Source organism: Rhodomicrobium sp. (assembly GCF_047605405.1).
GTDB classification, from domain to species: Bacteria; Pseudomonadota; Alphaproteobacteria; order Rhizobiales; family Rhodomicrobiaceae; genus Rhodomicrobium; species Rhodomicrobium lacus.
In genome coordinates this window covers 1-25,847 of record NZ_JASGFR010000014.1, presented here as the reverse complement: position 1 = coordinate 25,847, position 25,847 = coordinate 1, and the positions used below count along the sequence as shown (strand labels likewise).

Here is a 25,847-nt window from a genome sequence, read left to right as displayed (position 1 = left end):
GCGCCGCTTGTGCTTTGGAGACCCGCCTTGCTCACCCCCCGATACCAATGACATAGCGCGCCCACATCGCCGAAATCGGCATGATGAAAAGAAGCCCCGGAAGCATGTTCGCGATAGGGAAGGGCTTTATTCCGCAGATACGGAAGCCGGTTGCGAACATGATCGCGCCGCCGCAGGCTGAGAAGTCGGCGATCATCTCCGGCGTGGTCAGCGGCAGGATCTGCTCGGCGCCAAGGAGAAGTCCGGCCTGAATGGCGAATTGAGGAATGGCGATCACGGCGACCGAGAAGCCGAGCGCGGTGGCGAAAATCGCCGAGGTGAACAGATCGAGCACCGACTTGGCGATAAGAAGGGAGGGATCGTTCGTCATGCCCTCGTTCATCGAGCCGAAAATGCCGGTGCCCGACGCACAGAACAGCACGGTGAGCGCAACGAACTTGTCGAGAAACTCTTCGTGGGAAACCCCGTTGCTGCGGGCCGGGGTAATCGCGTCGATCAGGCGGCGCGCCTTCGCCGCAAACTTCTGGATGCCTGCTTCGAGCGAAATCAGCTCGCCGATCAGCGATCCAAGCAGCAGCGCCAGAATAACGGCCGGGATAAACTTGATCTTGACGATGAGCGCTATGCCGAGCGCCATGGAAGCGACGCCGAAGGTCATCGGCAGCGCGTTTCTCACCCGGGCTGGAACGCGTTCTCCCAGTGCGCCGCCGCTGATGCTTCCGATAACAACGGCCGCGCCGTTGACGATTGGTCCAATCATGATGCTCTCCGTGCCCCCATCGCTGGGATTGTGTGTTCGATATCGGCTCTCGCGGGCTTGTCAGGCGACCATCGCCTGAGCGACTTCACATCCAGATCGAACATGTCGAGAGCCCTGCCGACGGTGTGCGAAATCAGGTCGTCGATTGACCGGGGTTTGATGTAGAAGGCCGGGACAGGCGGGAAGACGACCGCCCCGATTTCCGTCACGGCGACCATGTTGCGCAGGTGACCAAGATGCAGCGGCGACTCGCGTGTCATCAGCACGAGCCTGCGGCGTTCCTTGAGGACGACGTCGGCAGCTCTTGTCAGCAGATTGTCGCTGATGCCGGCAGCGATAGCGCCCAAGGTGCGCATGGAACAGGGAGCGACGAGCATTCCCATCGTTCGGAACGAACCGCTGGAGATCGTCGCGCCGAGATTGCCGATGGGATGTACGACATCCGCCAGCGCATGGACGTCTTCGCTCTTGAGATCCGTCTCGTAATGCCGGGTCATTTCGGCGCCCTTCGACATCACGAGGTGGGTTTCGACACCAAGCTCCCTGAGTAATTCGAGCGCCCTTATTCCAAACTGAAATCCGGTCGCACCGCTGATTCCGACGATCAAGCGTCGCTTTTCCATGTGTTGCTCCTTGCCGAAGGAATAAGGATCGGTTCTCGCGTTCCCCTCCTCCAACGATGGAGGAGATGCGGAACCGATCCTCGCCCCCGTTCTCCCGCCAGGAAGAGGGGTATTTCGCTCCTTACGAGGCCGGATCGAAATCCGGCAGGAAACGCTTCACGTCGACTTCCTTGAACTTGCTACGGTGGAAGTGGTCCTTCAGATGGAACGGCACCGTGCAGTCAAAGATGACCTTGCAGGAATTGCCCGCCTGGGTGATCGAGGGGCTGAATTCCGGCGTGGCCGACGGATCGAGCGGATGGCAGCGGACATTCGGTATGAAGACCGTGCTGACGTCGCCCTGATAACGTGTCGTCATGGCCCAGAGCACATCGTTTGTATCGAAGAGGTCGACATCCTCATCGACGATGATGACATGCTTGAGTTCCGAGAACGCCGAGAACGCCAGCAATGCCGCCTGCCGTTGCCTGCCTTCGTCGGCCGGAGCCGATTTCTTGAACTGCAGGATGGCGAGGTATTTGCCGCCGCCCGACGTGTGGGCGTAAACGTTCAGCAGCTTGCCCGGCATGGCGCGTTCCACCATCGACAGGATGCTCGCCTCGGTCGGGATGCCCGCCATGCTCACATGCTCTTCCGAAGGGCCGATCACGGTCTGCATGATCGGGTTGCGGCGATGCGTTACGGCCTTCACCTTGATCACCGGGAGGGCTGCCTTGGAATCGCCGGTGTAGCCGGGGAATTCCGGCATGGCCTTGCCGGTGTTGGTGTTCTGGTCTTCGCGAACCCGGACGTTCGGAAGGATTTCGCCTTCGATCACGATTTCAGCGTTTGCGATGCCGCGCGCAGGAACCGTAAGGCAATCCACGAGTTCGACAGGCCGCTTACGCAGCGCGCCGGCGATGGAAAGTTCGTCGAAGCCGAGCGGCGTTGTGGGCGGCTCGAAGCAGGCGCCGATTTCGATGGCCGGGTCGACGCCGATGCTGATCGTAATGGGCAGCGGCTTGCCCGCCGCCTCCGCCTTCATTCGGAACGCGTCGATGTGCCGTCCGGGAACGAAATAGATCGAGAGTTCGTCGCGGCCCTGCACGCAGATGCGGTGGATGGTAACGTCAGACTCGCCGGTCTCGGGGTCCGACGCGTAGACCATGCCCATCGTGAAATAGGGCCCCGCGTCCTCCTCGGTGTTCGTCGGCGCAGGAAGCAATTTGCGGATATCGAAGTCCGGATTTGAAGCCAGATGAACGACTTCCTGGCAAACCGCCTTTTCACGGCCGACGACGATCGGCGGTATCGCGTGCTGGACTGCGTCGTTCAAAAGAAAGCCCAGACGCTCAGGTGTAGATCCGAGCATGAGTGCGACGCGCTTGCGGCTGGCAAGAAGGCCGATAAGGACGCGAGATCCTTCGTAGCCCTTGATCTTGTTGAAGATCATCGCCGGACCGACCCGGGTGGGGCGCTTGACCGTACCCGAAGCGCCAACATAACGATAGACGCCCGACAATTCGGCGAGCGGGTCGACGGGTACGTCCGTTGTAACCAATTGCCCCGGGTTCTGCTCCAGTAGAGCGAGAGCCGACCGCAAGTCGATTACATCATCAGCGTCTATTGTTCCGTCAGAGAACATATTATTCTCCCTGCTAGGCAATGTTGATCCTTGACGCCTCGCAGGACGTAGCCGGAACAACCAAGATAATTTGGGATTCATTTGACTATTCTGTCGTTGTTTTCTAATTCGTCTGCGCCGTCATGCCTCATTTTCTCCTTCATGCCTTGGTCCTATCCATAGGCTTGGCGGCACAAGAAAGGGAAATACCATTGCGATATTTTCGACATATCGAGGGGGTATGAGCGTGGATTTGAAACGATTACGGTACTTTTGTGCCATCGTAGACCATGGTCAGATCAGCAAGGCAGCGGCCGCGCTGAACATGGCGCAGCCGCCGCTCAGCCTGCGTTTGAAGGAACTGGAAGAAGAATTCGGAGTGAAGCTCATCGAACGCGGCACGCGCTGGTGCCGTGTGACGGAGGAGGGACGTCTTCTCTATGAGCGCGCGAAGCTTATCCTCTCGGAGGTCGACGCACTTTCCGAGGAGATGAAGGCAAGCCAATGCTCCCCGGTCTGGGTCGTGATCGGCGTTTCCTCGACATGTGCGTCATATCTCATGGAGCCGCTGCGGGAGATTTGCGGCCACTTCCCGAATGTGAAGCTCAGGGTGGTGCTTGGCGACAGCGACTGGCTCGAATCGATGCTCGGCCAGAGATGCATCGATTTCGCCATTATGCAGGCGCCGCCGCCGGAAGCCGGGCTGATTGTCGATCTCCTGCCGCCCTCACGTGTTTCGGTGATAGTCCCGAAGTCCCTCGTACGCCCGTCTTGGGGAGAGACGCTTCGCATGGAGGATATCGCGCCCTTTCCCCTAATGCTCCTGCGTCGCCCCTCGGGAGGCGGAAGCTACGAAAGGTTCATCCGCTGGTTCCACGCGCATGGCATGTCCGCGCACGTCGCCATGGATTGCCCCGATGTGCGTATCATCAAGGATTTGTGGCGCGCGGAGACGGGGTCGATTGCGATCCTGCCGGAGTCCGAGACGCGAGATTATCGCCCGGATCAGGGCTGCATATTCTCCCTGGACGAGCCCTCAATGGGCTTCCATCCGGCTATCGTCCGACCAAAGGGGATGCAACTCAACGCCGTGGCGGCATCGGTGATCGCCCGGATCATGGCGGCATCCGAGGAAGAGGCCGAGGACGGCGAGTCTCGGGAAAAGCTCTCTCTCCCGCGTGCCCGAAAACGCGCCTGAACTCCGCTCTTTGCCCAAATGACGGTCTCAAATGCCGGTCTCAAGACTCGCATTGCGACCGCGCGTGAGCGCTTTCCATGCCCCCCCGACGGCTCCGTTGACGCTATCGGTCCGATATATGTGAAATATCACAATGGTATTTTAAATTCCGTTCCGCCGCTCCTACGGTGCTCCCATCGTAACGATCCGGAGAACGGTCAGGTTGAGAGCAAATCCCGCCGGCGCATGAGAACCACTGCGATCCAATGAAGCCAAAGATCATTTGGCTTAAATTTGGATAAATGGTCTGAATGTTGTCAGAATTGCATGAGGCCTCCCCGTATTTTACTGAAAAGCTTCTTCTCGTCTGACGGTTGTTAGCCCTCAGATCGGTGAAGCCTCGATGAAAGCCGAAGGATCGCGACGCCGTCACCCGATGGGTGACGATAATCGGTCCCGAGGAAAAATCTCGTCGGGCGGTTCACTTGGAGGAGAAAATGGGCAAACTGAAACGCGCCTCCGCGATTTTCGTTCTGCCGCTGGCACTGATGGGCCAGCAAGTTCAGGCCGATCCGGCGGTCGAAGTCCTGAAAGTCACTCGATACGGCGACGATGGGGGCACGGGAACGCTCCGTTGGGCTCTTGAGGAAAACAACAAGAACCCCGGCCATTATCAAATCGATATAGATGCCGTCGGCGCCGCGCCCTACGCTATCGTCGTGAAGTCCGAACTCCCGCCCATCAAGGGGCCGGTGAAAATCAGCTTCCCGCTCCATGACGAAAACGGAAGTTTCGTCGCGATCGACGGCTCAGGCTATGTCGGCCCGAGCGCGAAGGATTGCCCAGGCGCAGTGCCGGGCCAGTTCGGCACCAACGTGCGCACGACGACGAAACCGGGGATCGTCCTTCAGGATACGCAGGACGTCGAGATCGCCGGCATAGAAATCCGTAATTTCTGTATCGGCGTGCTCATCAACCGCGCGAGCCGCAATGTGATCCGCGACAGCCGCATCGTCGGTAATCACGGCGGCGCCGGCATCATGATTACAGGCGATGACGGAAAAGGCGCCTCGACATCCACCACCACGAACAACAACAAGATCCTTCGCAATTACTTCTTCAACAACGGCGATGCGATGGAACTGACGCGTGGCGCGGCGTTCAACCTCCTCGCCGACAACTTCATCACCAACGACGGCACGATCGAAGAGCCCTCCCAGGGGCTCGAAATCCTGTGGGGCAACGATAACAGCATCGTGCGCAACCACTTCGAAAACCAGTCGGACGGTGTGCAGCTGAACTGGGGGAACCGCAATTACATCGCGGCGAACACCTTCACGAAGCTCTCCTCCGCCGTGACGCTCTCCGGTACGGGCAACATCGTCGATGGCAACATCATGACGGGGAACCGCGTTGCCGTTTCGGTCCGTCCCCAGGCGGCTCCTGGCCCGAACGGAACCCCCGGCCGCAACCGTATCACCGGCCCTGCCGTGAACCGCATCACGGCTAACTCGATGTTCGACAACGGCAAGGACATCGAGCGCTGCTTCGCGGGCGGCGCTTGTCTCCCCGAGCACAAGGGCGCCATCGTGTTCGGCGTCCCGGGCCTTGAGCACGACGTCTTCGTCGGAAACCGGGGCGGCGGTATCGACGGCGATACCAGCAAGATGGAGAAGATCTGCGCGCCGGGCGTGACCGCTCCCGACTGCGAGCCGATGCCGAACCATAACCAGTCCGCGCCGAAGCTTGTCGCCGCGAACCCGGCCGCCAGCGGCGTCGAAATCAAGGGCGAGGTCGAAGGTCAGCCAAAGACCCTTTATCGGATCGAATTCTTCGCCAATACCGACGCCTCCTCGAAGGAAGCCGAAATCTACCTCGGCTTTGCGAATGTGCCGCTGGACGCTTCGGGGAAGGGCTCCTTCACCTATGTGGCCGATGCCGCGAAAGCCGCCAGCGCGGCGAACTTCACGGCGACAGCTACGACCGTGGACGGCGCGACCTCCATGCTCAGCACACCGCTTGCCAACGCGGTTTCTCGAAACAACTGATTTCGCAAGCGAGTGAATCCAATGCCTAACAACATCTTATCCGGCAAGGTGGGGCGCCGCCTGCTTCTTACCACCGGTCTCGTCACTGCCGCCGTAGCCGCAACGGGGCTGCCCGCTATCGCTCCTTCCGCTTTCGCCAAGGAAGAAGCGGTCGCCAAAGCAGCGCCCAAGCAGACGAAGCCGCTGGTGATCCGAAACATCGCCATCGGCGAGGGCAAGCCGAAAACCATCGTCCCGATCACGGCGAAGGATCCCGCTTCCGTGCGGAGCTTCGCTACGAAAATCGGTGCCGATCCCTCGATCGATCTCATCGAGTTCCGGGTCGATTATCTCGAAATCGCGCTCAACGCCGAGGCCGTCGCGGAATTGTCGAAGGACGTTGCCGGCGCGATCAACGGAAAGCCGCTTCTTCTCACCTTCCGGACCAAGGCCGAGGGCGGCGTTACGGCAATCGATGACAAGGCCTATGCCGGTTTTTACGAGACGATCGTGAAAAAGGGCAAGGTAGACCTGATCGATGTCGAACTGGTGCGCGACGAGAAGGCCGTGCGCCGCATCGTCAAGGCAGCGCATGCAGCCGGTGTGGCGGTCGTGATGTCGAACCACGACTTCCAAGCCACCGCGGATGCGGACGAACTCGTTCGTCGGCTTCGCAAGATGGAAGTCCTCGGCGCCGACGTTCTCAAGCTGGCGGCGATGCCGAAGGATGCGGGCGACGTGCTGAAGCTTCTCACGGCCACGTGGGAAATGCGCAGCCGCTACACCGAAAAACCCATGATCACCATGGCAATGGGCGGCACGGGCGTCGTTTCGCGCTTGACCGGCGAATTGTTCGGATCGGCGGCCACGTTCGGCATGGTTGGGCAAGCGTCCGCACCGGGACAGATCGACGTGCACGCTCTCCAGTCTGTGCTGGAGACCATTCACAAGGCCATCACCGGCGCTTGATGGCCAGTCCGGATGCCGCATGGGACTGCGGCATCCGGACCGTTCGCTTGATGTCGGATCGAAGGGTCCGGCTTGCTTTCACTTGAGGGGGGTTAAAATGTCTTCACTTCGCAGGCGTCGCCTGCCTATTACCAATCTTATCTGCGTTGGCACGCTGGCGCTCGTGGGTACGACCGTGATGCCTCACGGCGTATCCTGGGCAGCGGATCTTCAGGCGTCGAGCGCGCCTGCGGCAGGCCCCGTGGACGGCCTGTTCGGCTCTTATGCCGTCGGCGATCCGCTCGACGACAAGTATCTGACGGGCGGCTGGAACGGGCGGCGCTCCAAGCTGGTGTCGGAAGGCATCACCTTCCGTGGCGACTATGTGTCCGAGACGATGGGCGTCGTAAGCGGCGGCCTCGATCAGGGATTCCGCTATTCGCAGCAGGTGAAGCTTGGCGCCGACTTCGATATGGCCAAGCTCGCCAACTGGACCGACGGCCGTTTTCACGTGACGCTCAACGACCGCATGGGCCGCGGCACCTCATCGGAACTCGCGGGCAACCGCTTCCCGATTCAGGAAAACTATGGCGGCCAGTGGACCCGCATCACCGAAGCCAGTTTCGATCAGAACATTCTCGACGGCAAGGTGAACTACAAGCTGGGTTATTTCCCGATGGGCAATGACTTCGGCATGACCCAGTTGCTGACGAACTTCGTCAACGCCGCCTTCTGCGCCCACCCGCTCGCACAGTCCGCGAACACCGGCTGGTATAACTATCCGAATGCCCGCTGGAGCGCCGAAGTAACGTACAAGGTAACTCCCGAGGTTTATGTAAGAACGGGTTTGTTCCAGGTGAACCCGAGCCTCGGCCTTGAGAAGAACGCCTTCAATCCTTTCGCCGAAGGCACAACGGGCACGCTCCTTCCGGTCGAAGTCGCGTACGAACCCGGCAAGGGCACAGCCTATCCGGGCCACTACAAGGTCGGCTATGTCTACGACAATTCGAATGTGAAGGAACTCGGCCTCAGCGACTATATCGGTCAGAGGCAGGGAACCTACATCATGATCGATCAGAAGATCACGACCGTTGCCGGCGACGACAGCCGGGGACTGAGCGTGTTCGCGCAGTATATGTGGTCCAACCCGGAAACGGCGGTGCTGAGAGATTGGTGGTCGGCCGGACTGGTTTACCAGGGTGTCTTCGATTCCCGCCCGAAAGACGTTCTCGCGTTCGGCTATGTGCAGGCAAGCGTCAACGAGCAGCTGCTTGAAAACGCAAGGATCAAGGCAGCTGCCACGACCGGCGCTTTTTCCGATTTCACACTCGCGGAAAAAGCGCTGGAACTGAGCTACACCTATCAGATCAACAAATGGGCCTCGATCCGTCCTGACGTTCAGTACATCATGGATCCCGGCAGCTTCTACTTCAAGCATATCGATGACGTGGTCGCCGTCGGAATGCAACTGAAGGTCGTTTTCTAGGACCGCTTCCGCGCCAGTTCCGACCTCGCCGGGGCTGACACGTGCGAAACGCCGGGACAATTCCAAGACGACGGGCGGCGAAAGCGCGCCCGTCGATTTCGTGTCAGATGCGAAAGTCGTGCGGGAAGGCGGTCGGGGCGATGACGGCGGCCTCCACCAGCATTCGACGGGGCTACCCGGTCCCGCTCCCATATCGAGGGGGTGCCGTCCGACTGCTCGACAGCCACGGCCCGGTACTCCTACCCGCAAAGTCAGGTCGACAATCTTTCCTTCGTCGTGGAAATGAAGGGCGAAACCGGGCCCGGTTTGCATGGCAAAGCGTAATCGAGAGAGAACAGGCGATGCCCTCGGCCGCATCGATATCACCGCAGCGTGTCCCCACCCGACCCTGTTTTGCAGCCTTCGGACTGGTCGTAACCGGCGAAGTTGCGTAAACCTTGCAAAGCTGCCATTTTAAGCGGCCCTCACAAACATGCTTCGCGGTCCGAAAAGCTGCTTCAGCCGTTTAAAGGCTGTCAAAGCTTTAGCTGTCTGCTCCCACTCGCCGCTAAGGGTGACGTTATCATCCTGCCACCTCTAAATTGAGAACCGAAAGCGCCTCACATGATGGTTATTGATGGAGTGTCTCCCCTGTTCGCGGAGGCGCTTGCCAAACAAGGGTATACGACGCTGACCGACGTGCAGCGCGCTGTCCTTGAAGGGGATGTCGGCGAAGCCGATCTTCTCGTTTCCGCGCAAACAGGCTCCGGCAAGACAGTCGCTTTCGGTCTCGCCATGGCTTCCACCTTGCTGCGCGGTCAGGAACGCTTCCCGGCCGGGTCAGAGCCTCTCGCCGTCGTCGTTGCGCCGACGCGCGAACTGGCGCTGCAGGTGCGCCTCGAACTTGAATGGCTATACGCACCCGCAGGCGCAAGAATTGCGTCATGCGTCGGCGGCATGGACATGCGGCAGGAACGCCGGTTGCTCGCGGGCGGCGCGCATATCGTCGTCGGCACGCCGGGACGGCTGCGCGATCACATCACGCGCGGCTCGCTCGACATGGCGGCAGTGCGCGCGATGGTTCTCGACGAGGCCGACGAAATGCTGGATCTGGGCTTCCGGGAAGATCTGGAGTTCATCCTCAAGGCCGCCCCGCCGGAGCGTCGCACCCTCATGTTTTCGGCAACCGTGGCGAAGCCGATCGAAACGCTCGCCCGCCGCTTTCAGAAAAACGCCATCAGGATTTCCTCCAACAGCGGCGCGACGCAGCACGCCAACATCGATTATCGCGCCGTTGCCGTCGCCTCGGGCGAGCGGGAAAACGCCGTCATCAATATCCTGCGCTATTTCGAGGCGAGCAGCGCGTTCGTCTTCTGCACCACGCGTGAAGGCGTGAAGCATCTTGCAAGCCGCCTCGGCAATCGCGGGTTCGGCGTCGTTGCGCTTTCGGGTGAGCTCAGCCAGACAGAGCGCACCCGCGGGCTTCAAGCGATGCGCGACGGCCGGGCTCAGGTTTGCGTCGCAACGGACGTGGCCTCGCGCGGCATCGATCTGCCGACCCTCGACCTCGTCATTCACGCCGATTTGCCGAAGGATAGCGAGGCGCTTCTGCATCGCAGCGGGCGAACCGGGCGCGCGGGACGAAGCGGCGTCAGCGTTCTCATCACACCGCACAGCAAGCGCCGGAGCGTCGACAAGCTGCTGCAGGCCGCGAAGGTGAAGGTGTCGTGGATGCCGGTTCCGAGCGCCGAGACGATCATCCAGCGCGACCGCGAACGGCTCATGAACGATCCTTCGCTTGAAGGTCCGCTCACCGATGAAGAAGCCGATTTCGCGCGCGATCTGCTCGCCACGAAGAGTCCGGAGCAAATCGCGGCGGCGTTCTTCCGTCAAAATCAGACGCGTCGCCCGACACCGGAAGAGTTCGTGAACAGCGGACGGGATGCCAGCGAAGTCGAAGCCCCGCGCGGCGATTTCGAAGGCGGTGTCTGGTTCCGGGTCTCGGTCGGCCGGAAGCAGAGAGCCGAGCCGCGCTGGATCCTGCCCCTTATCTGCAAGGCGGGCGATGTCACCAGCCGGGACATCGGCGCCATCCAGATCCTTGAGGGCGAAAGCATGTTCGAGGTGAGTGCGCGGGCCGCGCCGGACTTTACCCGCGCCCTGATGCGAACCGGAAAGCGCGATGACACGATCACCATCGTGCCCATGAACGGGCGCCCCGAGCCGCGCGCAAGCTACGGGGACTCGCCCCGGTCGGGCGCGATGAAACGAAGCCGGAAGACGGCGAGCGGCCGCAGCAGAAAAGCGCCGCAAGCTTCTTCGGGCTCACGCAAAGCCTGAACCGCCTTGCAAGGCTCGAAAGTTCGCGCGCCGAAACGCGACGCTACACGCCGAACCCGTCGCGCCTCAGCCTGACAACCGCGAGATCGAGCGCCGAAAGAAAGTTGGCCCGGTCGCGCGGCTGGAACGGTTTCGGTCCGCCGATGACCTGCCCACCCGATCGCAGATCGGCCATCAGGTCACGCGTTGCAAGCACCATTCCGATCGAGGCATCCGTAAGAGCGCGGCCGTTCGGCGAGATGACGTCCGCACCGGCCCTGACGCAGCGATGCGCAAGCGGTACGTCGGCGGTTATCACGATGGCTCCGCGCGACACACGCTCCGCGATCCAGTCGTCGGCGGCATCGGAATTGCTGCCGACGAGCACGCGCTCGATCAGGGGCGATTTCGGAATTTGGATCGCGCTGTTGCTGACGACGTAGACCTTGAGCGCGCACCGCTCGGCCACGCGGTACACTTCCGCCTTCACCGGACATGCGTCGGCGTCGACATAAATTGCGATCGGCTTGGCGGGCTCGGACAAGTGCTGCTGCTCCCTGATCATGGCGCCAGCAAGCGGCGAGGCGTGCGCCTGCCGCTGCGCGCCGGCAATCAGTAACAATAATTCTGGACGTCGCCCACAGCAGATTCAAGATCGTCCTGAGCGGATCTGAGCCGCTTGAACTCTTTCGAGCAATCGTCGGTCCCCTCGCTCTCCGCGAGACACTGCCTGTAGGCGGCCATTTTCTCGGCGACGTCCTCGACCTGCTGATTATAGAGGTCGGCTGCGACATCACATTCGGGCCGCGCGGCGGAGGCGGCTGAAGCAAGAACAAGCGAAGCAAGCAATGCAATCGTTTTGACAGGAAAATTCATCGGCTTTCTCTCATCGACAAAATACGCAGCCGAGAAAGCCGCTTCATTGTTGATATTGTCAAGCTCGACGCTTTCTTATGCTCCGTAACGGGAAAAGGAGAACCGGCCATGGCGGAAAACGGTCAAAGCGCGGAATGGAATGGACGCAAGGGAGAAATCTGGGTCGTCAACCATGAGCGAATCGACCGCATGCTTGCGCCGCTTGGCCGCGCCGCGCTCGATGCCGCCGCGCCGAAGCCGGGCGAATTCGTCCTCGACGTGGGCTGCGGTGCCGGCAGCACGGCACTTCAACTCGCGCAGGAAGTCGGCGCAACCGGCAGCGTGCTCGGCGTGGACATCTCGGAACCGATGCTGACCCTCGCGCGCAAGCGTGCGGTGGCGTCCCCGGCCGCTCTGCCGGTCCGTTTCGAACTCGCCGACGCCGCGACATATGCCCTGCCACGCGCGCATTTCGACCTCATGTTCTCGCGCTTCGGCGTGATGTTCTTCGCCGAACCGGTCGCCGCATTCGCGAACCTGCACGGTGCCATGAAACCGGGCGGCCGGCTTTCTTTCGTGTGCTGGCGTCCGGCAGCGGAAAATGAGCTGGTCAGCATACCGGCCCGCGCGGTGAAAGGGCTCATACCGCCCGCGCCGCCAGCCGAGCCAGACGCACCGGGGCCCTTTTCCTTCGGGGATCCCGCGCGCGTCAGATCGATCTTGTCCGGCGCCGGATTTTCGCACATCGCGCTCGAACCCTTCGGCTGTCGCATGCTTTACGGCGTCGGAGAGACGCGCGATGCCGCCATCGAGGATGCGGTGGAGCAGGCGTTTGAAACCGGCCCATTCTCGCGCGTGCTCGGCGAATTGCAGGGCGAAGTGCTTGAGCAAGCGAGGAGGGCGGTGCGCGCGGCGTTCGCGGATCGCGCCGAGGAGGGCGGCGTGTTCATCGAAGGCAACGCATGGATCGTCACCGCGCGTGCGTAATCCCCCGACCATAGGCTCGGTAGAGCGCATCATCTTCGCGGTATAAACTGCCCCTCGCCACGGCAGCGCACCAAGACGCGCCTGGTCAGGGAGGAATGAATGGCCGTAGTGCTGGAAGAGGGGCACGCGCGCGACGGCGTCGCTGTGCTCAAAAGCGATGCGCAGGGTGAGGCTCTCGCAAACCCGGCAAGGCATGCAGGAGATGTGATCGCGGCATCGCTCAAGGCGCAGGGCGTGACAGCGGTCTTCACGCTATGCGGGGGACATATTTCGCCGATCCTCATCGGCGCGAAGGATGCGGGCATTCGCGTCGTCGACACGCGCCACGAAGCCACGGCGGCTTTCGCCGCCGACGCGATGGCCCGGCTTTCCGGTGTGCCGGGCGTTGCCGCCGTTACCGCGGGGCCGGGCCTTACGAACATCGTCACGCCGCTCAAGAACGCGCAACTTGCGCAGTCGCCGCTGATCCTGTTTGGCGGAGCGGCCCCGACAATGCTGCAAGGGCGCGGCGCGCTTCAGGACATCGACCAGCGTCCTGTCGTGGCGCCGCATGCGAAGATCGTAAAGCAATTGCGCCGCGTACGCGACATAGCCCCGGCGCTGGAGGAGGCGTTTGCCGTGGCCCGCGAGGGCGTGCAGGGACCGGCGTTCATCGAATTCCCCATCGACCTGCTTTATCCTGAAACGCTGGTTCGCCAGTGGTATGCGGAGGCAGGCGGCCGGGGGCGGTCGCTTGGCGCGAGGGCGCTGCGGTTTTATCTCAACCGGCATCTGGAAAAAATGTTCGGCGGCGCGAGAGCGACGACTGCTGCGCGCCCGCCGAAGATCCGCATTCCCCGCCCGGCGTCGTCGAGCGTGAACGCAGCGGCTGCCGCGCTCGCGAAAGCGGAGCGACCGCTCGCCATCGTCGGCAGTCAGGCCCTGGCGACGGGCACTGACACGGAAGCGCTGGCCGGGGCAATCGGGCGGCTCGGCATCCCGGTCTACCTGTCGGGCATGGCGCGCGGACTCCTGGGGCGCGATCATCCGCTTCAGTTGCGGCATCAGCGACGCAATGCGCTTAAGGAATCCGACTGTGTCATCCTCGCGGGCGTGCCGTGCGATTTCCGACTCGATTACGGCAAGCAGATCCGCAACACGGCCACGCTGATCGCGGCCAACCGCAGCCGCAAGGACGCGCGCCTCAATCGCCGCGCGACCATCGAGGCCATCGGAGATGCGGCGTTCTTCCTGCGGGCGCTCGCCGAGAGAGGACGCATACACCGTGAAGACTGGCTCGCTTCTCTTCGATGGCGCGATGCCGCGCGAGAGGCCGATATCGACACGCAAGCGGCCGGCGAGGGAGCGCATGTGAACCCCATCGCCTTCTTTCGCACGCTCGACCGGGAAGCGGGCGAGAACGCAGTTTTCGTTGCGGATGGCGGCGATTTCGTCGCGACGGCGTCTTACATCGTGCGGCCGCGCGGGCCGTTGGGCTGGCTTGATCCCGGCGCGTTCGGCACGCTTGGCGTTGGCGCGGGCTTCGCGCTGGGAGCGGCCTTGGCGCGACCGGACGCCGAAATCTGGGCGCTGTTCGGCGACGGCGCCTGCGGCTACAGCCTTGCGGAATTCGACACCTTCGTTCGCCACGGCATTCCGGTGATCGCGGTCGTCGGCAACGACGCGGGCTGGACGCAGATCGCGCGGGAACAGGAAAAGGTGCTCGGCGACGACGTTGGAACCGTTCTGGCGCGGACGGCCTATCATGAGGTTGCCGCAGGGTTCGGCGCGGAGGGCATTTTGGTCAAGACGAATGCCGAGGTGCCCGAAGCGCTTCGACGGGCGCGAGCAGCCGCAAAAGCCGGGAAGCCTGTGCTGCTGAATGTCTGGCTCGACCGGACCGGCTTCCGCGAAGGGTCGATCTCTATGTGAGGAAGGCAAAGCGTCGGCATACCGCCGAGCGTGCTACCGGGGGATGGAGGGTCACGCACGCGCAAAAAAGGCGGCCCCGAAGACCGCCTTTTTGGTTCGCCATTCGCGGAGGAGGCAGCGACTCCGCCTCCCGCATCTTTTTTGAAAGGGCTGTATCAAAGATATTTGCCCGTGATCTCGGCGACTTCAAAGCAGCGCGCCTGCGGCTTGTTCTCGACGTAGACACCGAACTTGCCATCGAAGACGGTGGAGTGGCTGAGCGTGCGGAAGTCCGACTTGTTCGCGGCGGTGCAGGGCTTGTCGGACACGTTGATCTTCACGGATTCGATGGCGACGCCGTTGCAGGCGACCGGCTCGGCGAGAACGGCGAAAGCGCCGCCGCTCTTGAGCGCGACATTGCATTTCTCGGCAGGAATGACCTGAACGCCGGATGCAACCTTGAGGGCCGCAGGCTGGACAGCCTTGGGCGCTTCGACAACCGCCGTCTTGACGACGGTAGCTTGCGGAATGACGGCGGCGGAAACGCGGCCGTGCTGGGATTTGACAAGCACTACTAACGCCACAAAACACGCTAACAGGACGACGATCGTCCGGGTGTTAATCTGAGTCATAGCAATTCCCCGTGTGTTGCGTTTGGCTGATGCGGCGCGGCGACGATACCGGTGAGCTTCAGAATAGGACCCCTCCTAACAACAACTGAACTGGTTACTATTTCGTTAATTCCTCATTTTTGCGGAGAGCAAATTCACGAAAGCTCTAAATGTGTGAGAAAGGTGCAATAGTATGCGCATCTATACACACATGTGCATGTTTATACACACACCAGGCGCAATTCACCGGGCAATCCGTCAAAAAGAGACGTTGGCACAATCATTTCTCGGCAACCCTGCGTGGAGCTGACGTCAAAAGCGAGATCAACACCTGCTTTGCTTCTTCAACGCGGCAATTGCGCGGCCGAATACTTCGCGAAAAAACGCGGTTGCGACAAAGCGGTAACGGCAGCGCTCATCGACGTGCGTCGAAACGCGCATGAGCGCGACGTGCGGCTCTTGCCGCGCGCCCATGCGTTGAATCGTCATGAAGTGCGGGGTTGGGGAAGTTTTGGCCAAGTAGTTCGGGGCGGAAGCAGCCGGACCGCGATCCGCCCCGCCGCCTGCGGCATCAGCCGCGCTCGCGCATGAGGCGGCCCTTCTGGCGTTCCCAGTCGCGGTTCTTTTCCGTCTCGCGCTTGTCGTGCAGCTTTTTGCCTCGCGCCAGCGCGAGTTCGAGCTTCGCGCGGCCACGGTCGTTGAAATAGATCCGCAGCGGCACGAGCGTCATGCCCTCGCGCTGGATCGCGCCCATGAGCTTGTTCGCCTCGCGCTTGTGCAGCAGAAGCTTGCGAGGACGGCGCGTCTCGTGGTTCAGGCGGTTCGCCTGCAGATATTCGGGGATATAGGCGTTGATCAGGTAGATCTCGCCACCCTGCTCCGTCGCGTAAGACTCGGCGATATTGGCCTTGCCCTGCCGCAGTGACTTCACCTCCGAACCGCCGAGCGCGATGCCCGCTTCGAACGTATCGTCGATGAAGTAGGAGAAGCGCGCCTTCCTGTTTTCGGCGACGACTTTTCGAACCGATGTCGCTGCGGGGGCTGCCATGCTTAAGCGGCCTCGCGCTGCAAGAGGCCAACCTTTTCGAGCGCGGCGTCCACGCGCGCCTTCGAGGCTTCGGAAAGGGGCGTCAGCGGCAAGCGCGTGTCGGGCTTCGAAAGGCCCAGGCGCCACGCCGCGTACTTCACCGGCACGGGATTGGTTTCGACGAACAGCGCTTCATGCAGCGGCATCAGGAGGTCGTGGAGTTCCAGCGCCTTCGCGTAATCGCCCGCGAGGCACGCATTCTGAAAATCGGAGCACAGCTTCGGCGCAACGTTGGCTGAGACGGAGATGCAGCCATGGCCGCCATGCGCATTGAAGGCAAGCGCGGTGCCGTCTTCGCCGGAAAGCTGGATGAAGTCCGGCCCAAGCACTGCGCGCTGCTGGCTCGCGCGGACGGGCGAAGCGGTCGCGTCCTTCACGCCGACGATGTTCTTCAGGTCGAACAGCCGCGCCATGGTCGCGACGGACATATCGATCACGCTGCGACCGGGAATGTTGTAGATGAAGATCGGGATATCGATGGCGTCGTTGATCGCCTTGAAGTGCTGATAAAGCCCTTCCTGCGTCGGCTTGTTGTAATAGGGTGTTACGACCAGCACAGCGTCGGCGCCTGCCTTCTGCGCATGCCGCGACAGCGCGATGGCTTCCGCCGTGCTGTTGGAGCCGGCGCCCGCGATCACCGGCACGCGGCCCTTTGCGGCGGCGATACAGGTCTCGACGACGCGGTCGTGCTCTTCGTGGCTGAGCGTGGGGGACTCGCCCGTCGTGCCGACCGGAACCAGCCCGTGTGTGCCGGACTGGATCTGGAATTCAACGAGGCGTTCGAAGGCATCATAATCGACGCCCTCACCATCGAAGGGCGTAATAAGCGCCGTAAAAGAGCCCTTGAACATCTCTCCATCCTCACCTGACTGCTGTCATTCTTACGGAATTGCTTAACGGCGCGTTAACCAGGGCCTTGTTTCCCTGAATTTGAGTCTTGAGCCGCGGCGGAGCTTGTCATTGTATTGCCGGATTAAACGCCCATCAATCATGACAGCGTATGCAGGTAGCCTTGTAAAATCCTTGACGAGGCAAAACCATAGGTTTGATGGGACGCGCTGCCAACGAAAATCCGCCACTCGAATAGGGAAATGTCAACGCCGGACCCCCAATCAAACGCGCCCGCCGATCGCTTTCGCTTTGTGAAAGCCATCATCATCGGCTCGGCGCTTGGCTTTTTTGCGGTGAGCTTCGTACCGTATCTTCTGCCGTCGCAAAAAGAGCCCTCCGTCTCCGCGTCAACAGCGTCCGATCCTAAAACGGCGGCAGAGGCCAAGCCCTTGAAAGTGTCTGAGGCGATGCCCGCGCCGACGCCTGCGGTCAATCGTGGGCTGAGCCTGAAGCCGACGCCGGTTTCGGTGCAGACCGCCCCGGCGAGCGGCTCGGAAGGTGTGCCGCCAGCCACGGAGCCGAAAAAGGGCGAGACCTCTCTCATTCCGGCCGTCGATCTCCGATTCCCGAAGCCTTTCCCGAAAGAGGACATGACGGCATCGCTCGACCCGGTGCTTTCCTATCGGCTCAGCGATGGGGATGCCGCCGCGATCAAGGACGCGCTCGCCGCCGCAGCCAAGGGCAACGATTCCAACGCACGCGACGCGATCAAGAAGATTTCCGACCCGTCCGCCCGCACATTCGCTGAATGGCGGCGGGTGCGCGCGGCGTCCGACTTTGACGACACGATGGCGTTCCGCGTCGCGAATCCGCTGTTTCCAGAACCGCCCGTCGACCCGACCATCGAAAAGAGCCTGTTCCTCGCGAACGCGCCCGCCGCCACGGTGCTGAAGTTCTACACGAACCGCAAACCGGTCTCCGGCGCGGGCACTGCTGCCCTCGGCGGCGCTCTGATGGATACCGGCGAGCGCGAGCGTGGCGCCGCCCTCGTGCGCTACGCCTGGGCCCGCTACGCGTTCGACGCTGCCGCGCAGGACCGCTTCGAGCAGCGCTTCGGATCGCTTCTCACCGACGATGACAGGCGCCAGCGAACGGCAATGCTCGATGCGCGCGCGCGTGCCAAGGACGACCCCGGCAGCAAGGTGGCGGCGAGCGAGGCCAAGGGTATCAAGGGCGCGGCGCGCGTCCGCGCGAAGCGTTCCGGCGGCAAGGCGATCCACGGCCGCGGCGGGCGAAAGGGAAAATCGACGGGCCGCGCGAAGGGCAAGCGTCACAGCGAGACCGCTCCCGTCGCGGCGACACAGCACGCCGCGCTCCCGGACAAGATACACAGCCAAGTGGCACCGCATCTGCATCTCGCGGCGATGAAGACAGAAGAGCCGAGAGCCGCCGACAAGAACGCCAGCGCCAAGAAGACCGACGAGCCTGCAACGAAGGCGGACAGCAACGCCGAGGCCAAGCCCGAATCGAAGACAGACGCAAACGCCAAGCCGGAGGCGAACGCCAAGTTAGACGCGAACGTTAAGCCGGAAAACAGCTCTGCGGACGCGAAAACGACCGACAAAGCCGCCGCGACCGACAAGGACGACAAGGCCGCCAAATCGACGCTCGAAGACAAGGCACGCGAGGATGCCCTCGATCTTCGCAAGGAGCTTTCGCGCGGTCCGCTCTCGCTCCTGGCGCGGCTTAAGTCGCTGCGCAAGGCGAAGGAGGACGACCGCCTGTGGTCCATCCTGCGCTCGGTCGATCCCGAAAAAGCCGACTTCGCCGACCCGGACAAATGGTGGGATTTCCGCCGCACGGAGGTTCGGCGCGCGCTGAATGACGACCGGGTGGGCACGGCCTATGCCATCGCGTCGAAACACGGTCCGCTCGGCGCTGAAGACTTGTCTGAAGCGCAGTTTCTTTCCGGCTGGATCGCCCTGCGCTTCCTCAAGGACACCAAGCTTGCCGAGAAGCATTTCGAGGCGGCCTATGCGATCAAGGGATTCTCGCGGGACGAGGCGCGCGCCGCTTTCTGGCTCGCCCGGACAAGGCTGGAACTCGACAAGCGCAAGGACGCCGAGCGCTTGTTCAAGGAGGCGGCCGACCGCGCGCATACCTATTACGGCTCGCTCGCACGGCAAGCGCTGGAACGGCAGCCCGCTTGCGAGTTCCGCGCGCCGATCAAGCCATCGAAGGAGGCCATCGCGGCGTTCTCGAAGGAAGACGCCTTCAAGGCTCTCGTCATCGCGAAGCAGCTCGACATGACGTCCGTTCTCGTGCTGTCGTCGCTCGATCTCGCCCGCCAGCTGAACGACCCGGAGCAGATCGTTCTTATGCTGGAGCTTCTCGAACGGATCGCGCCGCCGCACGTTGCAATCCGCGCGGCGAAGATTGCGCTTCTGCGCGGTTATCCGGTGGAAGCCTATGCCTTCCCGACGCTGCTCCCGAAGTTTGACACGCTCGGCGGCAGCAGCAAGCTTGAGGTTTCGCTTCTCAACGCGCTGACCCGTCAGGAAAGCGAGTTCAACACCGGCTCCGTCAGCAGTGTCGGCGCGCGCGGCCTGATGCAACTCATGCCGCAGACGGCGAAGCTTGTCGCGTCCGCGAACAGCATGAAATACGACCTCGGGCGGCTCGTGTCGGACCCTTCGTATAATGTGACGCTCGGTTCCGCCTTCCTCGCCAAGCTTTACGACGGTTACGACGGCTCTTATGTGCTGACGCTCGCCGCCTATAACGCGGGGCCCGGGCGCGTGAAACAATGGATCAAGGATTTCGGCGATCCGCGCGCGCGCAACGCCGACCCGGTCGACTGGGTGGAGCGTATTCCGTTCACCGAGACGCGAAATTACGTGCAGCGGATTCTGGAAAGCGTGCAGCTTTATCGTTGCCGTCTTGAAAGCGGAAAGGCAAAATTCCAGCTTGTGGAAGACCTGCATCGCGGACGGCCCGGACGTATTCCGCATATCGCGGATCTGAGCGGCAGCACCAGCGATGACGATGAACCGGCGGAGAGGGACGACGCTCAATGACGACATACGGATCGGCTGGCGCCGCGGTTCCGCAAACGGAAGACATCTTCTTCCGCAGCCATGACGATCTCGTTTTGTATGTCCGCAAATATGGCAGCGACGATGCGCAAGCGCGGCCGCTTCTGTGCCTTGCCGGGCTGACCCGTAACGGCCGCGACTTTCACGACCTTGCGGTGGCGCTGTCCACGCATCCAACCCATCCGCGCACCGTCTACTGCCTCGATTATCGCGGGCGTGGCCGGTCCGAATGGGACAGGAACTGGCGGAATTACTCGGCGCTGATCGAGTTGCAAGATGTCGAGGCGTTTCTCACGCTGCGCGGCCTGTCCGATATCGCCGTGCTCGGCACTTCGCGGGGCGGCATCATCACCATGTTGCTCGCCATCACGCGCCCCGCCGCGATCGGGTGCGCCATTCTGAACGACATCGGGCCTGCAATCGAGACGGCCGGTCTCGCGCGCATCATGGGTTACACCGGAAAGATCCCGGTGCCCGCCGACTGGGACGAGGCCGTGCGCGTGGTTCGGGACATCAACAGGCGCCAGTTCACCGCTCTCGACAATGCGGGCTGGCGCTCATGGACCCGACAGCTCTTCAACGAAGACGCCGAAGGAAGACCCGCCCCGGCCTACGACCCCAATATCGGCAAGGCGCTCTCGGAAATCGACATTTCAAAGCCGGTCCCGACGATGTGGGAGCATTTTGAATCCCTGCGATCCGTTCCGGTCATGGTAATCCGCGGCGAACATTCCGACTTGCTGTCGGCTGCGACCGTGCAGGAAATGCAGGCGCGTCACCCTCGCCTGACGCCTGTGCTCATCCCGAACGAGGGGCACGCGCCACTCTTGAAAGACCGCTTCAGCGAGCGCCTTATCGCGGATTTCCTGATCGACGCCGACTCGACATGGCGTGCTTTGCCGCGCCCACCGCTTCCCGAGCCGCAAGAGATTTTTTCGGTTTGAGGGTTGCCGCGCCCGCGTCGCCGCGGGAGCCCGTCAAGAGCGCGATAAGACATCGCTCTGAAGATACGCGCCTCGCTTACGTTGCAGCATAACGCCCCCAAAGCGAACGCGGCGTTGGATAATGCCGGGGTTTGCTTCCCTCTCGCGAAGCCGGCTCACGATGCGAGCGCTTTGCCGACGCGCACCATGGATATCATCGACCCGGCGCATAGAGCCGCGCGTCGAGGGTCAAGGATTGAAGGATGCGCGCGCCTGATGAGCTGCGAAGTTCATGTCCTCCGCTCGGGCAGCGGGGGCGCGGGCAACCGGCTCCAGGATGCTGGTTTCGAGCGTGAAGCCTTCCGGCAGTCGTTTGCTATAAACTTTCAGCAGGTCGACCATCGCAGGCGACGAATAGATCCCGTCGATCTTCACCACCGTATCGGTGATGGCCACGTTACCGGAATAGAGCAACGACAGCATTTCAAGCGCCACCTTCGTGGCCTCGATCCAGCCCTTCGGCTCGCCCTTGGCCACTTCCATGCTGCTGTTGATCGTCAGGCTCTGAAACAGCACTTGCGCGTGGCCGAATATGACCTTGTCGCACTCTGGCGGGACATGGCCGCTAAGATGAATAGCGCCCTGCTGCAACTGTGCCAGCCAGACGAAAGAACGGACATCGTGCGGCTTCAGCGCCACCTGCAGATTTAAGCCTTTGGGAGCTTCCTCGCGAACCTTTTTCTGGATGACGGCAAAATCATCGTCCGCGTTCGTCACGCCCTCGATGATGATTGCGGAATTTCTCAAGGACGCCGAACCGGTGTTAAGCTTTCCGATCTGGCGAAGGGCAAACGTCATCGCCGCCAGCCAGACGTCGCGATTCGGGACACCGGGATTGATGCGCGTCTTGTCCACGACCGATGCACCCGGCGCGATGGCGGCGGCAACGCCTTGCAGCACCTTGAGATCGCCATCGGAAGGGACGTTACCGCGGAGCGTGATCGTGCCCGCTTCTTTCGTTACGCGGCTGAAATAGGCTGAATCGACATTTTGCTGCTGTTCCGCCGCGCCGTTCGACATCGGCACCGAGGGCGCCTCGCTATTGACGAGCACGCGCATGACGTGATCGAACGCGGCCAGATACCACGGCTGCGAAGGCACCGCTTGGGCGGGGGTGATCAGCGCGCCGACGCAAAGGACGGCAGACGCGAACACGGGCAGGCTTACGTTCCCTAACCTCATCGGAGGGGCGCTCCACCGAGTTGACTGTTTCTGTCCTGCATATGTAGAGGCCGAAGTCTCACCAGGATTAATCGAACGCTTCCGTTTAGTTCCCCGCCCCCGACCGGTGCCGCCAAACACCCCGATGCAAGTTAGCATCATCTCGTCGGTAAATGCGACTTTAACGGAAGGATTCAGATATTCCAAGGGATTGAGGGCTCTTTTTCGCCGCTTTTTTTGCTTGCACCGTGTCAGAATCAAAAAGCCCGGCCATAAGCCGGGCTTTTTTCGTCCTTGAGGCGGTCTTTTATTCGACGACCTGAACCTCGCGCGGCACACCCGGGGCGACTGATTCGCCGTCCTGCGCGACAGGAAGCGCCTTTGCGCTGGCCTTGTTCCGCTCCTGAAGAATGAGATCGTCGCGGTGGCTTGCCACACGGCGAAGCTGGCTGATCATGCCGCCGGTGCCCGCCGGGATGAGGCGGCCCACGATGACATTTTCCTTCAGGCCGTCGAGTGTATCGACCTTGCCGTTGAGCGCGGCTTCCGTGAGGACGCGCGTCGTCTCCTGGAACGAGGCCGCCGAGATGAACGACCGCGTCTGCAGGCTGGCCTTCGTGATGCCGAGGAGCACCGGAACCGCCGTTGCCGGACGTCCGCCTGCCTTTTCGACCATCGCGTTCATCTCGTCGAACTCGATCTTGTCGACCTGCTCGTTCTTGAGGAACTCGGTGTCGCCCGCGTCGGTCACTTCCACCTTCTGGAGCATCTGGCGCACGATCACTTCGATATGCTTGTCGTTGATCGTCACGCCTTGCAGGCGGTAGACCTCCTGGATTTCGTTGACGAGGAACGATGCAAGCTCTTCCACGCCCTTGATCGCCAGGATGTCGTGCGGCGCCGGGTTGCCGTCGAGGATGAACTCGCCCTTTTCGATGCGGTCGCCCTCCTGCACCGCGAGGTGCTTGCCCTTCGGCAGCAGGTATTCGACCGGATCGAGCCCTTCCTCATCCGGCTGGATAAGGACGCGGCGCTTGTTCTTGTAATCGCGCCCGAAATGCACCGTGCCGGAGATTTCCGCGATGATCGCGTGATCCTTCGGACGCCGCGCCTCGAACAGCTCGGCCACACGCGGCAGACCGCCCGTGATGTCGCGCGTCTTGGCGCTTTCGAGCGAGATACGTGACAGCACGTCGCCCGCCTTCACCTTCTGCCCCGGCTCCACGGAAAGGATCGCCTCGACGGAGAGCAGGTAACGCGCTTCGCCGCCGCGCGCCAGCTTGAGGATCTTGCCGCCGACCTTGTCCTTGATCACGATGGCCGGGCGCAGAGCCGAGCCGCGCGGGTTGGCGCGCCAGTCGACGATGACGCGGTTCGTGATACCCGTCGTTTCGTCGGACTGTTCGTTGACCGAGATACCATCCAGCAGGTCTTCGAACTCGACCACGCCATCGGTTTCCGTGAGGATCGAGCGGGAATACGGATCCCACTCGGCCAGACGCTGGCCGCGCTTGACGACATCGCCGTCGTCCACCTTCAGGTGCGACCCCTGCGCGATCTTGTGAACGGCGCGCTCGCGACCGTCGTCGTCCTTGATGACGACGGCCATGTTGCGGCCCAGGGCCACCAGACGTCCCTGGCTATCGCGCGCCGCGTTGCGGTTGCGGATCTCCACATTGCCCGCGAAGTTGCTCTCGATGAACGAATTGTCGGCCACCTGAGCCGTGCCGCCGATGTGGAACGTGCGCATGGTGAGCTGCGTGCCCGGCTCGCCGATGGACTGCGCCGCAATGACGCCGACCGCTTCGCCGATGTTGACCGAGGTTCCGCGAGCGAGGTCGCGGCCATAGCACTTGCCGCAGATGCCGCTCTTGAGTTCGCAGGTGAGAGCGGAGCGAATGCGCACCTCTTGCACCTGCGCTTCATCGAGAAGCCGGGCTTCCACTTCGGTAATGATCTCACCGGCGGGAGCGATGACCGCGCCCGTCGACGGATGCACGACGTCGTCCGCGGGCACGCGGCCGAGGATGCGGTCGCCGAGCGACACGAGCACTTCGCCCGCGTCGATCACCGCTCCGAGCTTGATGCCTCTGTCGGTGCCGCAATCGTGTTCCGTCACGATGCAGTCCTGCGCCACGTCGACGAGACGGCGGGTGAGGTAACCCGAGTTCGCCGTCTTGAGCGCCGTGTCGGCGAGGCCCTTTCGCGCGCCGTGGGTCGAGTTGAAGTATTCGAGAACCGACAGTCCTTCCTTGAAGTTGGAGATGATCGGCGTCTCGATGATTTCACCCGACGGCTTGGCCATGAGGCCGCGCATACCGGCAAGCTGACGCATCTGCTTTTCGGAACCACGCGCGCCCGAGTGAGCCATCATGTAGACCGAGTTGATCTGCTTCTCGCGGCCGGTTTCCTTATCGTATTGAACGGCGGAGATGCGGTCCATCATCTCCTTTGCGATGCGGTCCGTACACTTCGCCCAGGCGTCGACGACCTTGTTGTACTTCTCCATCTGGGTGATGAGGCCGTCGTTGTACTGCTGTTCGTAGTCGAGCACGAGGGCTTCGGTGTCGCCGATGATCTTCTTCTTCGTTTCCGGAACGAGCATGTCGTCCTTGCCGAAGGAAATGCCGGCCTTGTACGCGTGGTGGAAGCCGAGCGCCATGATCCGGTCGCAGAAGATGACCGTCTCTTTCTGACCGCAGGAACGGTAGACGGCGTCGATCACCTTGCCGATGTTCTTCTTCGTCAGCAGCCTGTTCACGAGGTCGAAGCTGATGCCGGGCTTCTTGGGCAGCATTTCCGCGAGCATGAGGCGGCCGGGCGTGGTGTCGTAGACCTTCGTCTGCGGCTTGCCATTTTCATCGACACCGGTATGGCGACCCTTGATCTTGGCGTGCAAGGTCACCGCGCCGGCGGCGAGCGCATGCTGGATTTCGGCGACGCTGCCGTAGATGCCGCCCTCGCCCGGCTCCTTCTCCTTGAGGATCGAGAGATAGTAGAGGCCGAGCACGATGTCCTGCGACGGCACGATGATCGGGCCGCCGTTCGCCGGGTGCAGGATGTTGTTCGTCGACATCATGAGCACGCGCGCTTCAAGCTGCGCTTCGAGCGACAGCGGCACGTGGACGGCCATCTGGTCGCCGTCGAAGTCGGCATTGAACGCAGCGCAGACGAGCGGATGAAGCTGGATCGCCTTGCCTTCGACAAGCACCGGCTCGAACGCCTGGATGCCCAGACGGTGAAGCGTCGGCGCGCGGTTGAGCAACACCGGATGCTCGCGAATGACCTCGTCGAGGATATCCCAGACTTCGGGACGCTCCTTCTCCACGAGCTTCTTCGCCTGCTTCACGGTCGCCGAATAGCCCTGCGCATCGAGCCGCGAATAGATGAACGGCTTGAACAGTTCGAGCGCCATCTTCTTCGGC

At 61.9% G+C, this 25,847-nt stretch carries 19 protein-coding genes; 9 read left to right on the top strand and 10 right to left on the bottom strand.

The window, feature by feature from the left end:
• Nucleotides 1–31: 31 nt before the first annotated feature.
• From QM659_RS07495 to QM659_RS07485, 3 genes are all read right to left on the bottom strand, one after another.
• Nucleotides 32–760 (bottom strand): DUF554 domain-containing protein, encoded by a 729-nt coding sequence (locus tag QM659_RS07495; RefSeq protein WP_127079278.1) that lies wholly within the window; start codon nt 758–760, stop codon nt 32–34.
• Nucleotides 757–1,383 carry a UbiX family flavin prenyltransferase gene (locus QM659_RS07490; protein ID WP_303483528.1) on the bottom strand — a complete coding sequence of 209 codons (627 nt, stop codon included), beginning with the start codon at nt 1,381–1,383 and terminating at the stop codon, nt 757–759. The genes QM659_RS07495 and QM659_RS07490 overlap by 4 nt, the downstream gene beginning before the upstream one ends.
• 121 nt (nt 1,384–1,504) lie before the next feature.
• Complete coding sequence (locus QM659_RS07485) at nt 1,505–3,007, bottom strand: UbiD family decarboxylase (protein ID WP_415187936.1); 1,503 nt, start codon at nt 3,005–3,007, stop codon at nt 1,505–1,507.
• Between the two features lie 226 nt (nt 3,008–3,233).
• Here QM659_RS07485 and QM659_RS07480 point away from each other — a divergent pair, with 226 nt between their 5' ends.
• The 5 genes from QM659_RS07480 (at nt 3,234) to QM659_RS07460 (ending at nt 10,943) form a co-directional block, all read left to right on the top strand.
• A complete protein-coding gene (locus tag QM659_RS07480; protein ID WP_415187935.1) occupies nt 3,234–4,184 on the top strand; it encodes a LysR family transcriptional regulator in 951 nt (316 codons plus the stop codon).
• A 476-nt stretch (nt 4,185–4,660) separates the two neighbouring features.
• A complete protein-coding gene (locus QM659_RS07475) occupies nt 4,661–6,211 on the top strand; it encodes a NosD domain-containing protein (RefSeq protein WP_415187934.1) in 1,551 nt (516 codons plus the stop codon).
• Nucleotides 6,212–6,232: 21 nt separating this feature from the next.
• Nucleotides 6,233–7,159: a type I 3-dehydroquinate dehydratase gene (aroD, locus tag QM659_RS07470; RefSeq protein ID WP_415187933.1), complete on the top strand. Its 927-nt coding sequence runs from the start codon at nt 6,233–6,235 to the stop codon at nt 7,157–7,159.
• A 97-nt stretch (nt 7,160–7,256) separates the two neighbouring features.
• The gene (locus tag QM659_RS07465) at nt 7,257–8,624 is read left to right on the top strand and encodes a carbohydrate porin (protein ID WP_164730063.1); all 1,368 of its coding nucleotides are present in this window, start codon (nt 7,257–7,259) and stop codon (nt 8,622–8,624) included.
• A gap of 603 nt (nt 8,625–9,227) precedes the next feature.
• Entirely contained in the window at nt 9,228–10,943 is a 1,716-nt protein-coding gene (locus QM659_RS07460; RefSeq protein WP_415187932.1) for a DEAD/DEAH box helicase, read from the top strand.
• Nucleotides 10,944–10,986: 43 nt separating this feature from the next.
• Here QM659_RS07460 and QM659_RS07455 read toward each other — a convergent pair whose 3' ends face one another.
• Entirely contained in the window at nt 10,987–11,466 is a 480-nt protein-coding gene (locus QM659_RS07455) for a YaiI/YqxD family protein (RefSeq protein WP_303488104.1), read from the bottom strand.
• 68 nt (nt 11,467–11,534) lie between these two features.
• Complete coding sequence (locus QM659_RS07450; protein ID WP_415187931.1) at nt 11,535–11,798, bottom strand: hypothetical protein; 264 nt, start codon at nt 11,796–11,798, stop codon at nt 11,535–11,537.
• 108 nt (nt 11,799–11,906) lie between these two features.
• Here QM659_RS07450 and QM659_RS07445 point away from each other — a divergent pair, with 108 nt between their 5' ends.
• Entirely contained in the window at nt 11,907–12,764 is an 858-nt protein-coding gene (locus tag QM659_RS07445; RefSeq protein WP_415187930.1) for a class I SAM-dependent methyltransferase, read from the top strand.
• Between the two features lie 99 nt (nt 12,765–12,863).
• The gene (locus QM659_RS07440) at nt 12,864–14,675 is read left to right on the top strand and encodes a thiamine pyrophosphate-binding protein (RefSeq protein WP_415187929.1); all 1,812 of its coding nucleotides are present in this window, start codon (nt 12,864–12,866) and stop codon (nt 14,673–14,675) included.
• A gap of 155 nt (nt 14,676–14,830) precedes the next feature.
• Here the strand turns inward: QM659_RS07440 and QM659_RS07435 are convergent, their stop codons facing one another.
• From QM659_RS07435 to dapA, 3 genes are all read right to left on the bottom strand, one after another.
• Nucleotides 14,831–15,226, bottom strand: coding sequence for a hypothetical protein (locus tag QM659_RS07435; RefSeq protein ID WP_127079256.1), 396 nt, complete (start codon nt 15,224–15,226; stop codon nt 14,831–14,833).
• 610 nt (nt 15,227–15,836) lie between these two features.
• Complete coding sequence (gene smpB / locus QM659_RS07430; RefSeq protein ID WP_127079254.1) at nt 15,837–16,313, bottom strand: SsrA-binding protein SmpB; 477 nt, start codon at nt 16,311–16,313, stop codon at nt 15,837–15,839.
• Nucleotides 16,314–16,315: 2 nt separating this feature from the next.
• Nucleotides 16,316–17,203 carry a 4-hydroxy-tetrahydrodipicolinate synthase gene (dapA, locus tag QM659_RS07425; RefSeq protein WP_127079252.1) on the bottom strand — a complete coding sequence of 296 codons (888 nt, stop codon included), beginning with the start codon at nt 17,201–17,203 and terminating at the stop codon, nt 16,316–16,318.
• Between the two features lie 240 nt (nt 17,204–17,443).
• On the opposite strand from dapA, the gene QM659_RS07420 reads away from it, so the two are divergent.
• Nucleotides 17,444–20,260 carry a transglycosylase SLT domain-containing protein gene (locus tag QM659_RS07420; RefSeq protein ID WP_415187928.1) on the top strand — a complete coding sequence of 939 codons (2,817 nt, stop codon included), beginning with the start codon at nt 17,444–17,446 and terminating at the stop codon, nt 20,258–20,260.
• On the top strand, nt 20,257–21,222 hold the full coding sequence (locus QM659_RS07415) for an alpha/beta fold hydrolase (RefSeq protein ID WP_415187927.1): 966 nt from the start codon (nt 20,257–20,259) through the stop codon (nt 21,220–21,222). Before QM659_RS07420 ends, QM659_RS07415 begins: the two co-directional genes overlap by 4 nt.
• A gap of 228 nt (nt 21,223–21,450) precedes the next feature.
• Here the strand turns inward: QM659_RS07415 and QM659_RS07410 are convergent, their stop codons facing one another.
• Both QM659_RS07410 and QM659_RS07405 read right to left on the bottom strand, forming a co-directional pair.
• Entirely contained in the window at nt 21,451–22,443 is a 993-nt protein-coding gene (locus QM659_RS07410; RefSeq protein ID WP_303483504.1) for a hypothetical protein, read from the bottom strand.
• A 286-nt stretch (nt 22,444–22,729) separates the two neighbouring features.
• Nucleotides 22,730–25,847 (bottom strand): DNA-directed RNA polymerase subunit beta' (locus QM659_RS07405; protein WP_415187926.1); only part of this gene is annotated, 3,118 nt, incomplete at its 5' end.

Coding starts and splice junctions, on each gene's coding strand:
- QM659_RS07465 (WP_164730063.1), top strand. CDS start 7,257: ATGTCTTCACTTCGCAGGCGTCGCCTGCCTATTACCAATCTTATCTGC.
- smpB (WP_127079254.1), bottom strand. CDS start 16,313: ATGGCAGCCCCCGCAGCGACATCGGTTCGAAAAGTCGTCGCCGAAAAC.
- QM659_RS07460 (WP_415187932.1), top strand. CDS start 9,228: ATGATGGTTATTGATGGAGTGTCTCCCCTGTTCGCGGAGGCGCTTGCC.
- QM659_RS07490 (WP_303483528.1), bottom strand. CDS start 1,383: ATGGAAAAGCGACGCTTGATCGTCGGAATCAGCGGTGCGACCGGATTT.
- QM659_RS07440 (WP_415187929.1), top strand. CDS start 12,864: ATGGCCGTAGTGCTGGAAGAGGGGCACGCGCGCGACGGCGTCGCTGTG.
- QM659_RS07415 (WP_415187927.1), top strand. CDS start 20,257: ATGACGACATACGGATCGGCTGGCGCCGCGGTTCCGCAAACGGAAGAC.
- dapA (WP_127079252.1), bottom strand. CDS start 17,203: ATGTTCAAGGGCTCTTTTACGGCGCTTATTACGCCCTTCGATGGTGAG.
- QM659_RS07475 (WP_415187934.1), top strand. CDS start 4,661: ATGGGCAAACTGAAACGCGCCTCCGCGATTTTCGTTCTGCCGCTGGCA.
- QM659_RS07495 (WP_127079278.1), bottom strand. CDS start 760: ATGATTGGACCAATCGTCAACGGCGCGGCCGTTGTTATCGGAAGCATC.
- QM659_RS07420 (WP_415187928.1), top strand. CDS start 17,444: ATGTCAACGCCGGACCCCCAATCAAACGCGCCCGCCGATCGCTTTCGC.
- QM659_RS07445 (WP_415187930.1), top strand. CDS start 11,907: ATGGCGGAAAACGGTCAAAGCGCGGAATGGAATGGACGCAAGGGAGAA.
- QM659_RS07410 (WP_303483504.1), bottom strand. CDS start 22,443: ATGAGGTTAGGGAACGTAAGCCTGCCCGTGTTCGCGTCTGCCGTCCTT.
- QM659_RS07450 (WP_415187931.1), bottom strand. CDS start 11,798: ATGAATTTTCCTGTCAAAACGATTGCATTGCTTGCTTCGCTTGTTCTT.
- aroD (WP_415187933.1), top strand. CDS start 6,233: ATGCCTAACAACATCTTATCCGGCAAGGTGGGGCGCCGCCTGCTTCTT.
- QM659_RS07485 (WP_415187936.1), bottom strand. CDS start 3,007: ATGTTCTCTGACGGAACAATAGACGCTGATGATGTAATCGACTTGCGG.